This is a genomic window from Saccharopolyspora dendranthemae, from assembly GCF_007829955.1.
Taxonomy (GTDB): domain Bacteria; phylum Actinomycetota; class Actinomycetes; order Mycobacteriales; family Pseudonocardiaceae; genus Saccharopolyspora; species Saccharopolyspora dendranthemae.
This window is the reverse complement of record NZ_VIWX01000001.1, coordinates 1,735,517-1,748,254: the sequence shown is the minus strand read 5'-3', so window position 1 is coordinate 1,748,254 and position 12,738 is coordinate 1,735,517. Positions and strand designations below refer to the sequence as shown.

10 protein-coding genes are annotated in these 12,738 nt (G+C 70.4%); 9 read left to right on the top strand and 1 reads right to left on the bottom strand.

The annotated features are described in order from the left end of the window. Positions 1-22 precede the first annotated feature (22 nt). Together FHU35_RS07915 and FHU35_RS07910 are read left to right on the top strand one after the other, a co-directional pair. Positions 23-739 (top strand): response regulator transcription factor, encoded by a 717-nt coding sequence (locus FHU35_RS07915; protein WP_145737673.1) that lies wholly within the window; start codon positions 23-25, stop codon positions 737-739. Beyond that, positions 736-2,178, top strand: coding sequence for a sensor histidine kinase (locus FHU35_RS07910; protein ID WP_145737672.1), 1,443 nt, complete (start codon positions 736-738; stop codon positions 2,176-2,178). The genes FHU35_RS07915 and FHU35_RS07910 overlap by 4 nt, the downstream gene beginning before the upstream one ends. Before the next feature lie 59 nt (positions 2,179-2,237). On the opposite strand, the gene asnB is transcribed toward FHU35_RS07910, so the two are convergent. Further along, complete coding sequence (gene asnB / locus FHU35_RS07905; protein ID WP_145737671.1) at positions 2,238-4,064, bottom strand: asparagine synthase (glutamine-hydrolyzing); 1,827 nt, start codon at positions 4,062-4,064, stop codon at positions 2,238-2,240. A gap of 388 nt (positions 4,065-4,452) precedes the next feature. Between asnB and kdpF the strand changes: the two genes are divergently transcribed. The 7 genes from kdpF to FHU35_RS07870 all read left to right on the top strand — a co-directional run bounded on the left by kdpF (position 4,453) and on the right by FHU35_RS07870 (position 12,732). After that, on the top strand, positions 4,453-4,548 hold the full coding sequence (gene kdpF / locus FHU35_RS29835) for a K(+)-transporting ATPase subunit F (protein WP_145737670.1): 96 nt from the start codon (positions 4,453-4,455) through the stop codon (positions 4,546-4,548). Further along, the gene (gene kdpA / locus FHU35_RS07895; RefSeq protein WP_145737669.1) at positions 4,548-6,194 is read left to right on the top strand and encodes a potassium-transporting ATPase subunit KdpA; all 1,647 of its coding nucleotides are present in this window, start codon (positions 4,548-4,550) and stop codon (positions 6,192-6,194) included. The genes kdpF and kdpA overlap by 1 nt, the downstream gene beginning before the upstream one ends. After that, positions 6,191-8,242 carry a potassium-transporting ATPase subunit KdpB gene (gene kdpB, locus FHU35_RS07890; protein WP_145737668.1) on the top strand — a complete coding sequence of 684 codons (2,052 nt, stop codon included), beginning with the start codon at positions 6,191-6,193 and terminating at the stop codon, positions 8,240-8,242. The genes kdpA and kdpB overlap by 4 nt, the downstream gene beginning before the upstream one ends. A 6-nt stretch (positions 8,243-8,248) precedes the next feature. After that, positions 8,249-8,851, top strand: coding sequence for a potassium-transporting ATPase subunit C (locus FHU35_RS07885; protein ID WP_145737667.1), 603 nt, complete (start codon positions 8,249-8,251; stop codon positions 8,849-8,851). A 161-nt stretch (positions 8,852-9,012) separates the two neighbouring features. Continuing rightward, positions 9,013-11,550 (top strand): sensor histidine kinase, encoded by a 2,538-nt coding sequence (locus tag FHU35_RS07880; RefSeq protein ID WP_145737666.1) that lies wholly within the window; start codon positions 9,013-9,015, stop codon positions 11,548-11,550. Next, on the top strand, positions 11,551-12,231 hold the full coding sequence (locus FHU35_RS07875; RefSeq protein ID WP_145737665.1) for a response regulator: 681 nt from the start codon (positions 11,551-11,553) through the stop codon (positions 12,229-12,231). It abuts the gene before it with no gap. Between the two features lie 129 nt (positions 12,232-12,360). Further along, on the top strand, positions 12,361-12,732 hold the full coding sequence (locus FHU35_RS07870; protein WP_246110123.1) for a hypothetical protein: 372 nt from the start codon (positions 12,361-12,363) through the stop codon (positions 12,730-12,732). Positions 12,733-12,738 lie beyond the last annotated feature (6 nt).

The following is a 12,738-nucleotide window of genomic DNA, read 5'->3' as shown; positions in this document are numbered from 1 at the left end:
GGTTTTCCCAGGGAGGTGAGCGATGCTGGAGGGCGTGGAGGACAGCAACGGAGCGCGAGTGCTCGTCGTGGACGACGAGCCCAACATCCTGGAGCTGCTGGCCGCGGCCCTGCGCCTCAGCGGGTTCGAGGTCCGCGGCGCCGCGACCGGTGAGGAGGCGTTGCGCGAGGCGGGCGATTTCCACCCGGACATCGTCGTGCTGGACGTGATGCTGCCGGACCGCGACGGGTTCTCCGTCGCCACCGAGCTGCGCAGCGCGGGCAGCACCGTACCGGTCCTGTTCCTCACCGCCCGGGACGCGGTCGAGGACCGGATCGCCGGGTTGACGGCGGGCGGCGACGACTACGTCACCAAGCCGTTCAGCCTGGACGAGGTCGTGCTTCGGCTCCGGGCGATCCTGCGGCGGGTCCGCCCGGAGCAGGACGACGGGGCCACGCTGCGCTACCAGGACCTGGAGCTCGACGAGGACACCTACGAGGTCCGCAGGGCCGGGCAGCTGGTGAGCCTGTCGCCGACCGAGTTCAAGCTGCTGCGGTACCTGCTGATCAACGCGGAGAAGGTGGTCAGCAAGGTGCAGATCCTGGACCGGGTGTGGAACTACGAGTTCGGCGGCGACTCCAGGATCGTGGAGTCCTACATCAGCTACCTGCGGCGGAAGGTCGACTTCGTGTCCCCGCCGCTGATCCACACGATCCGCGGTGTCGGCTACGTGCTGCGCCTTCCCCCGGAGAACCGATGAAGGTCTTCCGCACGCTGCGCGGCCGGCTCGTGCTCGTGCTGGTCGGCGCACTGGTCGTGGGCTTGCTGCTGATGGGGTTCACCAGCGTGGCGCTGCTCAACCGGTCGCTGGTGGAGCGCACCGATGACCGGCTCGCCGAGCTGTCGATGCCGTGGGAGGCGGGCCGGATGCCGCCTCCGGATCCCATGCACCGCCCACCCGGCGGTCCCGGGCGGGGTGAGCTGCCGACCGAGTTCCGCGTGCTGATCTTCGACGCCGCCGGTGAGCAGGTGGGCGGGATGATCGGTGCGGAGGAAGGTGATTCGGGAGGGCCCCTCCTGCTCAACCCGGAGCGCGGTCCGCAGATCGGCACCGTTCCGGACCGGGCGGGCGGCTCGGACTGGCGGGTGCGGCGCGTCCAGCTCGCCGGCGGGCGCAACGTGGTTCTCGCACTGTCGATGGGGAACGCCCAGGCGACGGTCGGGCAGCTGGTGATCATCGAGCTGGTCGTGGGTGGCGCTGTGCTGCTGGTGCTGGCCCTGGCCGCCGCGGGCACCGTCCGGCTCAGCCTGCGCCCGCTGGCGCGCATCGAGGACACGGCGGACGGGATCGCCGCAGGTCAACTGGACCGTCGGGTGCCGGACCAGGATCCGAGCACCGAGACCGGCCGGCTCGGCGAGGCGTTGAACACGATGCTGGGGCGGCTGACCGACGCGTTGCAGCAGCGGGAGCGCTCCGAGGACCGGCTCCGCAGGTTCGTCGCCGATGCCTCGCACGAGCTGCGCACCCCGCTGACCTCGATCCGCGGTTTCGCCGAGCTCTACCGCCGCAGCGAGGCCCACGAGCCGGAGGACGTCCGGATGATGATGGGCCGCATCGAGGCCGAATCCGTCCGGATGGGTGGTCTGGTGGAGGACATGCTGCTGCTGGCCCGGCTCGACCGGCAGCGCACCATCGACCTGGTGGACCTGGATCTGGTCCCGCTGGCCCGGGATGCCGTGCAGGACGCCAGGGCTCGCGATCCGGAACGCGAGATCGTGCTCGACGCGCCCGAAGGCCTGCGCGTGCTGGGTGACGGCGCTCGGCTGCGCCAGGTCCTGACCAACCTGGTCAACAACGCCCTCGTGCACACGCCGCCGGGCTCGCCGATCGCGGTCGAGCTCGCGCACGCGGCCGCGAGCGACCAGGCGCTCGCGGCGGCCGGGGCGGAACCCGGCCACGGCACGAGGATGGTCTCGGTGACGGTCGCCGACACCGGGCCGGGAATTCCGCCGGAGCACGCGGCGAAGATCTTCGACCGCTTCTACCGCGTCGACGACGGCCGGACGCGCGCCTCGGGCGGTACGGGGCTGGGGCTGGCCATCGCCGGGGCTCTGGCGCAGGCGCACGGTGGTCGCCTGGAGCTGCACGAGAATCCCGGTGGGGGCAGTGTCTTCCGCCTCCTGCTGCCGGTCGGCTGAACGCGAGAAGGGGGAGCCGCACTCGGTGAAGTGCGGCTCCCCCTTCGGTTCTCACGACCTCAGAGCTTGATCGTGGGGTTGTGCAGGTCGAACCAGACCGCCATGTCGAGAGCGCGCTCGAAGGCGTAGCGAGCGGGCATGTCGATTCCCGACGGGTCCTGCTCGGCGGCCTCGGTGATCCACTGCTTGTTCAGCAGCGACAGCGCGGGGTTGTCGGCCTTGACCAGGTCGCGGACCTGGCGCTGCAGGGCCTCGGCGTACTTCGGGTCCTGAGTGGACGGGTACGGGCTCTTGACCCGCTCGACCACCGACTGCGGGAGCGTGTCGGCCGTGGCGTGGCGGAGCAGGCTCTTCTCGCGACCGTCGAAGGTCTTCAGCGACCAGGGGGTGTTGAAGACGTACTCGACCAGGCGGTGGTCGCAGAAGGGCACGCGCACCTCGAGGCCGACCGCCATGCTCATCCGGTCCTTGCGGTCGAGCAGGGTGCGCACGAAGCGCGTCAGGTGCAGGTAGCAGATCTCCCGCATCCGGCGCTCCAGGCCGGTTTCCCCGTCGAGGGTCGGAACCTCGTTGAGGGCGGTGCGGTACGAGTCGTCGATGAACGACGGGAGGTCCAGCGCTGCGGTGACGTCGGCGTCGAGCATGTCGTAACCGGCGCCCTGGCTCTGCACGGCGGCCATCCACGGGAAGGTGTCGGCCGCGCGCACCTCCGGGTCGTGGAACCACTTGTAGCCGCCGAAGACCTCGTCCGCGGACTCACCGGACAGCGCCACCGTGGAGTGCTGCCGGATCGCCTTGAACAGCAGGTACAGCGACTGGTCCATGTCGCCCAGGCCCATCGGGAAGTCGCGCGCCTGCACGGCCGCGCGGCGCACCTCCGGGTCGGCGAGGGTTTCCGGGTCCAGGACGATGTCCTGGTGCTGCGAGCCGACGTGCTCGGCGACGTCGCGCACGTACGGTCCGTCCGGGGTGGCGCGCAGCGGGTCGGGGACGAAGTTCTCGGTCTGACCGAGGAAGTCGACCGCGAAGCTGCGTACCTGCTCACCGCTGGAGGCCAGGTGCAGCCCGGACAGCGCGGTGATGGCGCTGGAGTCGAGGCCGCCGGAGAGCAGCACGCAGCGCGGCACGTCCGAGATCAGCTGGCGCTCGACGATGTCGTCGAGCAGCTCGCGCACGTGGCCGACGGAGGTCTGCTGGTCGTCGGTGTGCTCGGTGGCCTGCAGCGTCCAGTAGGTCTGCTCGCGCAGGCCCTTCCGGTCGAGGGTGACGATCGTGCCCGGCTCGACCTCGCGCATGCCCGACCAGATGGCGTGCCCGGGGGTCTTGACCATGCCGAACAGCTCGCGCATGCCGTCGGCGTCGACGACCTTCTCGGCCAGCGGGTTGGCCAGGATGGCCTTCGGCTCGGAGCCGAACAGCACGCCGTTCTCGGTGGGGTAGTAGTACAGCGGCTTGATGCCCATCCGGTCGCGGATGAGCAGCAGCTTCTCCTCGCGGGAGTCCCAGACGGCGAAGGCGAACATGCCGTTGAGGTGCTCGGCGACCTGGGCGCCCCACTCGAGGTAGCCGTGCAGCACGACCTCGGTGTCGCTGTCGGTGTCGAAGCGGTGGCCGCGGCGGCGGAGCTCGTCGCGGAGCTCGGTGAAGTTGTAGGCCTCACCGCTGTAGACGATGGCGACCTGGCCGCTCTCGGCCTCCATCGGCTGCGCGCCTCCGGGGAGGTCGATGATGGCCAGCCGCCGATGGCCGAGCGCCGCGTGCCTGCTGACCCACGTGTCGCCCGCATCCGGGCCGCGACAGGTCATGGTGTCGCACATGGCGTCGACCGTGGATCCGTGCTCGGTCAGGTCGCGCTGGAAGTCGATCCAGCCGGAGATTCCGCACATTTCCGGATGTTTCTCCAATTCGTTCGTCCCGTGCTGATTTCGGGCGTTTTCGCCGCGAGGTTTCAACGCACCGACTTGTTAGCGAGATTAACGAGATCGTTGCATCGATGAAACCAACTAACGGAGTGAAGTCACCCACCCGCAAAACAGTCAGAACTGCGGAAACCAGGAGGAAAGCGGCCCGGCGTCAAGAACGCATCAAGGCCACCCCGCACCGCGTCAAGGAGTCGTCATGGGTCTCGACCGCGCATCCGCGGAGGGCTTGGCTGGACCACGGGTCGCAAGAAGTTCGAAAGGAGTGACCGGTCGTGGTCGATCTCGCGTTCGCCGCACTGCTGGTCGGCGGATTCCTGGTGCTGGCGCTGCTGCTGCGCGGTGTGGAGCGGTTGTGAACGAGCTGCTCGCCAACGCCGCAGGCGGAGTGCTGGCCCTGCTGCTGATCGGATACCTGTTCCTCGCGCTGGTCCGGCCGGAGAGGTTCTGATGGGAGTGCTGCAAGCGGTTCTGCTGGTGGCCGCCCTCGCGGTCGTGCACAAGCCCTTCGGGGACTACATGGCTCGCGTCTACACCGCTGAAACCGACTGGCGCGTCGAGAAGGTCGTGTACCGGCTGGCCGGTGTGGACGCCTCCGCGCACCAGCGCTGGACCGGCTACGCGAGAGCGGTGCTGGGCTTCTCCTTCGTCTCGATCGCGCTGCTCTACGCGATGCAGCGGCTGCAACCGCTGCTGCCGCTCAACTTCGGGCGCGGCGCGGTGCCGCCGTCGATGGCCTTCAACACCGCCGTCAGCTTCGTCACCAACACCAACTGGCAGTCCTACGTGCCGGAGGAGGTGCTCGGGCACGGAGTCCAGATGGCAGGGCTCACGGTGCAGAACTTCCTGTCCGCCGCGGTGGGCATGGCCGTGGCGGTCGCGCTGGTGCGTGGTTTCACGGGGAACGGCAGCGGCCGGATCGGCAACGCGTGGGTCGACATCACCCGCGCCTGCACCCGGATCCTGCTGCCCGTCTCGGCCGTGGCCGCGATCGTGCTGGTCGCGTTGGGCGTGGCCATGAGCCTCGCGCCCGGACTGCAGGTGACCGGCCTGGACGGGCAGGCGCACACCCTCGCCACCGCGCCCATCGCCAGCCAGGAGGCCATCAAGGAGCTGGGCACCAACGGCGGCGGGGTGCTCAACGCCAACTCCGCGCACCCGCTGTCCAACCCGGGCGGTGCGTCGAACCTGCTGGAGATCTTCCTGCTGCTGGTCATCCCCGTCTCGCTGACCCGCACCTTCGGCACCCTGGTCGGCGATCGCCGCCAAGGGCACGCGCTGCTGGCGGTGATGGGAACCCTCTGGGCGGCGATGCTGGCCGTCACGTGGTGGGCGGAGACGCACCCGAACGGCCCGGCGGCACTGGCCGCAGGAGCCGCGATGGAGGGCAAGGAAACCCGCTTCGGGATCGACGCCTCCGTGCTGTGGGCGGTGAGCACCACCGGCACGTCCACCGGCGCGGTCAACGCGATGCACGACAGCTTCACCGGTCTCGGTGGAGGGACCGTGCTGTTCACCATGCTCATCGGCGAGGTCGCTCCCGGTGGAGCAGGCTCGGGCCTCTACGGGATCCTCGTGCTGGCCGTGATCGCCGTCTTCCTCGCAGGGCTCATGGTCGGGCGCACGCCGGAATACCTCGGCAAGAAGCTGGGGCGCCGCGAGGTGACGGCCGCCGCTCTCTCAGCGCTGGCGATGCCGACGGCCGTGCTGCTCGGCACCGGCCTCGCGATGGCACTTCCCGCCACCCGCGAAGCGTTGAACAACACCGGCGCGCACGGGCTTTCCGAGGTCCTCTACGCCTTCGCCTCGGCGGGCAACAACAACGGGAGCGCCTTCGCCGGGCTCACCGCGACCAGCCCGTTCTTCCAGATCGCGCTGAGCATCGCGATGCTGATGGGAAGGTTCGTGCCGATCATCGCCGTGCTGATGCTCGCGGGTTCGCTCGCGAGCCGGCAACGCGTGCCCGCCACGGCGGGGACGTTGCCGACCACCGGACCGCTGTTCGCCGGTCTCCTCGGCGGCACGGTCGTCCTCGTCGGAGCGCTGACCTTCCTGCCCGCGCTCGCCCTCGGCCCGATCGCGGAGGCCCTGTCATGACCGCCACCCTCGAACCCGCGCTCGACACTCCCGCCGCGGGCCGGAGAACCGTCGCGGGAGCGTTCCAGTCGCGGCAGCTGCTCACGGCCATCCCCGAAGCGCTGCGCAAGTTCCACCCGCGACACCAGCTGCGCAACCCGGTGATGTTCGTGGTGTGGGTCGGTTCGGTGCTGACCACCGTCCTGGCCGCGCTGTCCCCGAACGTCTTCGGCATCGCCGTCGCGGCGTGGCTGTGGTTCACGGTGCTGTTCGCCAACCTCTCCGAAGCGGTCGCGGAGGGGCGCGGTCGCGCGCAGGCGGAATCGTTGCGCCGCACCAGGGCCGAGGCCGTCGCCCGCAAGCTCACCGACGCCGGTGAGCGGGAGGTTCCCGGCACCGCACTGGCGGTGGGCGATCTCGTGGTGGTCGAGGCGGGCGAGACCATCCCTGGTGACGGCGACGTGGTGGAGGGCATCGCGACCGTCGACGAGTCGGCGATCACCGGCGAATCCGCCCCGGTGATCCGCGAATCCGGCGGGGACCGCTCGGCCGTGACGGCGGGCACCTCGGTGCTCTCCGACCGGATCGTCGTGCGCATCACGGCCGCGCCCGGCGAGACCTTCGTGGACCGGATGATCGCGCTCGTCGAAGGCGCGCAACGGCAGAAGACGCCCAACGAGATCGCGCTGACGATCCTGCTGGCCACGCTGACGATCATCTTCCTGCTCGCGGTGGTCGCCCTGCAGCCGATGGCGATCTACTCGGGTTCGGCGATCGAGGTCACGACCTTGACGGCCCTGCTGGTGTGCCTGATCCCGACCACGATCGGAGCGCTGCTCTCGGCGATCGGCATCGCGGGGATGGACCGGCTGGTGCAGCGCAACGTCCTGGCCAAGTCCGGCCGCGCCGTGGAGGCCGCCGGGGACGTGGACACCCTCCTGCTGGACAAGACCGGGACCATCACGTTCGGGAACCGCCGCTGCACCGCGCTCATCCCGGCCGACGGCGTCGAGCCGGCCGCGCTCGCCGAGGTCGCCCGCCTGTCGAGCCTCGCCGATCCCACGCCCGAAGGCAGTAGCATCGTGGCCTTCTGCGCGCAGGAGTTCGGGCTGCCCGAAGGGCCCGTCGGTGCGGAGGCGCGCGCGAACAAGGTTCCCTTCACCGCGCAAACCCGGATGAGCGGCATCGACCTCGATGACCGGACGATCCGCAAGGGCGCCATCAGCGCGGTCCGCGATCTGGTGGGGGAACTTCCCGATCAGATAGTGCGCTGCGCCGACGAGATCGCCGCTGCGGGGGCGACACCGCTGGTCGTCGCCGAGAACGGCCGGGTGGTGGGCGTGATCCGGCTGTCCGATGTGGTCAAACCCGGGATGCGGGAGCGGTTCGCCGAACTGCGCGCGATGGGGATTCGCACGGTGATGATCACCGGGGACAACGAGCTCACCGCTCGCGCGATCGCCGCTGAGGCCGGGGTGGACGACTACCTCGCGGAGGCCAAGCCCGAGGACAAGATGGCCTTCATCAAGTCCGAGCAGGACGGTGGGCGGATGGTGGCCATGACCGGCGACGGCACCAACGACGCCCCCGCGCTCGCCCAGGCCGACGTCGGGGTCGCGATGAACACCGGCACCGGCGCGGCCAAGGAAGCCGGCAACATGGTCGACCTCGACTCGGATCCGACCAAGCTGATCGAGATCGTCGAGATCGGCAAGCAGCTGCTGATCACCCGCGGCGCGTTGACGACCTTCAGCGTCGCCAACGACCTGGCCAAGTACTTCGCGATCCTGCCCGCGCTCTTCGCGGCGATCCACCCGCAGCTGGGCGCGCTCAACGTGATGCGCCTGGCGACCCCGGACTCCGCGGTGCTCTCGGCGGTGGTGTTCAACGCCCTGGTCATCATCGCGCTGATCCCGCTGGCGCTGCGCGGTGTTCGCTGCCGACCGTCCACCGCGGCCGCGCTGCTGCGGCGGAACCTGCTGATCTACGGACTGGGCGGTGTGGTGACGCCGTTCGCCGGGATCTGGCTGATCGACCTGGTGATCCGATTCGTGCCCGGTATCGGGTGAGGGGAAGTGAGTGCTGTGCTGCGGCAGACGCTGGCCGGACTCCGGTTGTTGCTGGTCGCCACGGTCCTGCTCGGCATCGGTTATCCGATGGCGATCTGGGGGGTCAGCCGGCTCCCGGGCCTGGTGGCCAACGCGGAGGGCTCGCAGATCGTGATGGACGGCCGCGTGGTCGGCTCGTCGCTGATCGGGATCGACCCGGTCGCGCACGATCCGGCCCACGACCCCTACTTCCACACCCGGCCGTCGGCGTCGGCGGAAGGTTCCCTCGGTCCTGGCGACCCGGCCACCTCCGGCGGCTCGAACGACGGCGGCTCCAACGATGAGCTGCTGGCCGCGGTCCACGAGCGACGAGCCGCCATCGCCGAGCGGGAGGGAAGCGTCCCCGAGGCGGTCCCGGCCGACGCGGTCACCGCCTCCGCGAGCGGAGTCGACCCGCACATCAGCCCCGCCTACGCCGAACTCCAGGCGCCGCGCGTGGCGCGGGTGACGGGACTGCCTCTCGCGGAGGTCCACCGGCTCATCGCCCAGTGCGAGGAAGGCGGCCTCGTGTCACCCCTCGCGGTCAACACCAGCACCCTCAACGTCGCCGTCCGGGGTGCCGCCAGGTGATCGCGGGAGATGTCGGCGCACCACCGCCGGGTCGAGGACGTGACAGGATCCTCGCCTGGTGGTCCGGTAACCGGTGGGTCTCTCGCCTCGGACCGAGCATGCGGAAATGGCATCGGGTGATCATCGGCGCTAATAACAGCGGGCAGTAGGAGACTGGAGTCGTGGAACACGGGCGCAAGCGCGGTGAGCTGCGGATCTACCTCGGGGCCGCACCTGGGGTCGGCAAGACCTACGCGATGCTCGCCGAAGCGCACCGCAGAGCCGGGCGCGGCACCGACGTGGTGGTCGGGTTCGTCGAGGACCACGGCCGGGCCAAGACCGCGTCCCTCGTCGAGGGTCTGGAGGTGCTGCCGAGGGCTGAAGTGCCCCATCGCGGTGTCGTGCTGACCGAGCTCGACGTGGGCCGGTTGCTCGCGCGCGCACCCGAGGTCGCCGTCGTCGACGAGCTCGCCCACACCAACGCTCCCGGAAGCCGCAACGAGAAGCGCTGGCAGGACGTCGAAGAACTGCTCGAGGCGGGGATCACGGTGCTCTCCACCGTCAACGTCCAGCACCTGGACAGCCTCAACGACGTGGTGGAGACCATCACCGGCGTCCGCCAGCAGGAAACCGTCCCCGACGAGGTCGTCCGCCAGGCGCAGCAGATCGAGCTGGTCGACCTCACCCCGCAGGCGCTGCGACGGCGCATGGCTCACGGCAACGTCTACCCGGCGGAGCGGATCGACGCGGCCCTGGGCAACTACTTCCGCACCGGCAACCTGACCGCGCTGCGCGAGCTGGCGCTGCTGTGGCTGGCCGACCAGGTGGACGTGGCACTGCGCCGATATCGGGCGGAGGAGCAGATCACCGCCACCTGGGAGACGCGGGAACGGGTCGTGGTCGCGGTGACCGGTGGTCCCGAGAGCGAGACGCTGATCCGCCGAGCTCGGCGGATCGCCGCGCGAGCCGGTGCGGAACTGCAGGTCGTGCACGTCCTGCGCGGGGACGGGCTGTCCGGAACGTCCCCGCGCACGCTGGCCAAGGCGCGCAAGGTCGCCGAGGCGGTCGGGGCCAGCTTCCACTCCGTCGTCGGCGACGACGTCCCGGAGGCGTTGCTCGAGTTCGCCCGCGCCGCCGATGCCACCCAGCTCGTGCTGGGAACTTCTCGCCGGTCGCGCTGGGCGCGCGTCTTCGACGAGGGGATCGGTTCCACCACGGTGCAGAGGTCCGGCCCGATCGACGTGCACATGGTCACCCACGACGAGGCCGGTGGCAGGCGGCTGCTGAAGACGATCGCCCGCAACCCGCTGTCGCCGACCCGCCAGGCCTGGGGCTGGGTGCTCGCGATCCTGCTGCCCTCGCTGGTCACCGTGCTGGCCACGACGCTGGGAGAGGTCACGCTGTCCACCGACGTCGTCGGCTACTTCCTGGCCACGATCTTGGTCGCGCTGGTCGGTGGGATGGCCCCGGCGATCGTGGCCGCCCTTCTCGCGGGCGGGCTGCTGAACTTCTTCTTCGCCGAGCCCCGGTACTCGCTGCTGGTCACCGATGCCGAGACGGTGGTGACCCTGGTGGCGATGATGCTGGTCGGGGTGCTGGTCGCGTTCACCGTCGACCGCGCGGCACGGCTCGCCGAGCAGGCGGCCCGCGCCGGCACGGAGGCGACCTTGCTCACCTCCTACGCCCGCACGGTCCTGATCCACCCGGACCCCTTGGCGCCGCTGCTGGAGAAGATCGCGGAGAACTTCGGGCTCACCTCGGTGGCCCTGCTGGAACGCGGTGGGGACGGCTGGCGGGTGGCGGCGAGCACCGGCGGCGACCCGTGCCGCAAGCCTGATGAGTCCGATGTGGACATCGAGGTGACCAAGGACGCCCACCTGTCGCTCCGGCGCGCGGGCAAACGCCCCCTTCCCGCGGCGGATCGGCTCGTGCTGGAAGGCGCGGCCGGGCAGGCGCTGCTCGCGCTGCGGCAGCAGCGGATGGCCGACGACGCCCGGGAGGCGCAGCGCCGTGCTGACGCCACGCAGCTGCGCACCGCGCTGCTGTCGGCGGTCGGCCACGACCTGCGCACACCGCTGGCGTCCATCAAGGCGTCCGTCAGCAGCCTGCGCGCCCCCGACCTGCAGCTCTCGCCCGACGACACCGCGGAGCTGCTGACCGGGGTGGAGGAATCCGCCGACCGGCTCACCGAGCTCGTGGACAACCTGCTGGACTCCTCGCGCCTGGCGACCGGTGCCGTCTCCCCGCAGCTGCACCCCGTCGGCTGCGACGAGGTCGTCGCCCGTGCGCTGGTCGGCCTGGACGGTCGACACCACATCGACGTCGACATCTCCGAGCGGTTGCCGCGGGTCGTGGCCGACCCCGGGCTGCTCGAGCGGGTGGTGGCCAACGTCGTGCAGAACGCGTTGAAGTACGGCCGCCCGGGTGGTGGGCGCATCCGGATCAGCGCCAGCTCCCACGCCGCCCGCGTCGAACTGCGCGTCGTCGACCACGGTCCAGGACTTCCCGCCGGTGCCGACGGCACCGCGTTCGCGCCCTTCGAGCGCCTCGGCGAGCGGGGTGAGCGCGGCGACACCGGACCGGCCGGTGTGGGCCTCGGCCTGAGCGTGGCGCAGGGCTTCGTGGAAGCGATGAGGGGAACCATCCGCGCGGAGGACACGCCGGGCGGCGGGCTGACGGTCGTGGTCTCGTTGCCCGCAGCGGACCGGCAGGGGGAGTAGATGACGAAGGTCCTGGTGGTCGACGACGAACCGCAGCTGCTGCGGGCGCTGCGGATCAACCTGGCCGCTCGCGGGTACCAGGTGCTCACCGCGGTCGACGGGAAGTCGGCCCTGCGCGCTGCGGGCGACGGCAAGCCCGACGTGGTCGTGCTGGACCTCGGGCTGCCGGACATGGACGGCAGCGAGGTGATCGCCGGCCTCCGCGGCTGGACGACGGTTCCCATCATCGTGCTGTCCGCGCGCACCGACTCCGCCGACAAGGTCGGGGCCCTCGACGCGGGTGCCGACGACTACGTGACCAAACCCTTCGGCATGGACGAACTCCTGGCGCGCTTGCGCGCCGCCGTCCGCCGCGCCAGCACCAGCGGCTCGGAGGACCAGCCCGTGGTCGAGACGGCGACCTTCACCGTCGACCTCTCGGCGAAGAAGGTCCTGCGCGACGGCGTCGAAATCCACCTCACGCCCACCGAGTGGGGAATGCTGGAACTGCTGGCGCGCAACCGGGGCCGGCTCGTGGCGCAGAAGCAGATGCTGCACGAGGTCTGGGGTCCGCAGTACGCCAACGAGACCCACTACCTGCGCGTCTACCTCGCCCAACTCCGCCGCAAGCTCGAACCGGACCCCAGCAGGCCGAGGCACCTGCTGACCGAGCCGGGGATGGGTTACCGCCTCGAACCGTGAGTCGTCGCATGCGCGGTTGCGAATAGCCGCCGGAAGTTCGGCGGAAGTGGGTGCTGGGCTTGTCGGAGCGCTGCTACTGTCGGTTCCGACCGGGTGATCAAATGCCGCCGCGACCTGGGGGTTTCCGCGATGACGACGCCACCACCGCCTCCCGCGCCGGGCTCCGGCGCGCCCGGGCAGACCATCACGGTCAACAAGGACAACGTGCTGGCAGTGCGCAAGACGATCCTGGCAGCGGCCGAGGAGGCCAGCGAGCGGTTGAACGATCTCGCACCGAGCCTCGCGGTCAGCCCGCCGGCCGGCGACGAGATCTCCCAGCGCGCCGCGGCCGTCTGGACCGCGAACCTGCTCGGGAACCCCGACTCGCACTTCAAACGCCTGCAGCAATACGTGGACAACGTGGTCGCGCTCGGCGAGCAGCTCGGTGAGGCCGCCAAGGAGTACGGGTACACCGACGAAGAGATCAGCGCTTCGTTCCAGTCGAAGCGGGGACCGAAGTGAGAGGCA

What these genes read in the sequence shown, in the direction of transcription:
- kdpB (WP_145737668.1), top strand. Translation starts at nt 6,191, where the DNA reads ATGACCGCCACCCTCGAACCCGCGCTCGACACTCCCGCCGCGGGCCGG.
- asnB (WP_145737671.1), bottom strand. Translation starts at nt 4,064, where the DNA reads ATGTGCGGAATCTCCGGCTGGATCGACTTCCAGCGCGACCTGACCGAG.
- FHU35_RS07870 (WP_246110123.1), top strand. Translation starts at nt 12,361, where the DNA reads ATGACGACGCCACCACCGCCTCCCGCGCCGGGCTCCGGCGCGCCCGGG.
- FHU35_RS07875 (WP_145737665.1), top strand. Translation starts at nt 11,551, where the DNA reads ATGACGAAGGTCCTGGTGGTCGACGACGAACCGCAGCTGCTGCGGGCG.
- FHU35_RS07910 (WP_145737672.1), top strand. Translation starts at nt 736, where the DNA reads ATGAAGGTCTTCCGCACGCTGCGCGGCCGGCTCGTGCTCGTGCTGGTC.
- FHU35_RS07915 (WP_145737673.1), top strand. Translation starts at nt 23, where the DNA reads ATGCTGGAGGGCGTGGAGGACAGCAACGGAGCGCGAGTGCTCGTCGTG.
- kdpA (WP_145737669.1), top strand. Translation starts at nt 4,548, where the DNA reads ATGGGAGTGCTGCAAGCGGTTCTGCTGGTGGCCGCCCTCGCGGTCGTG.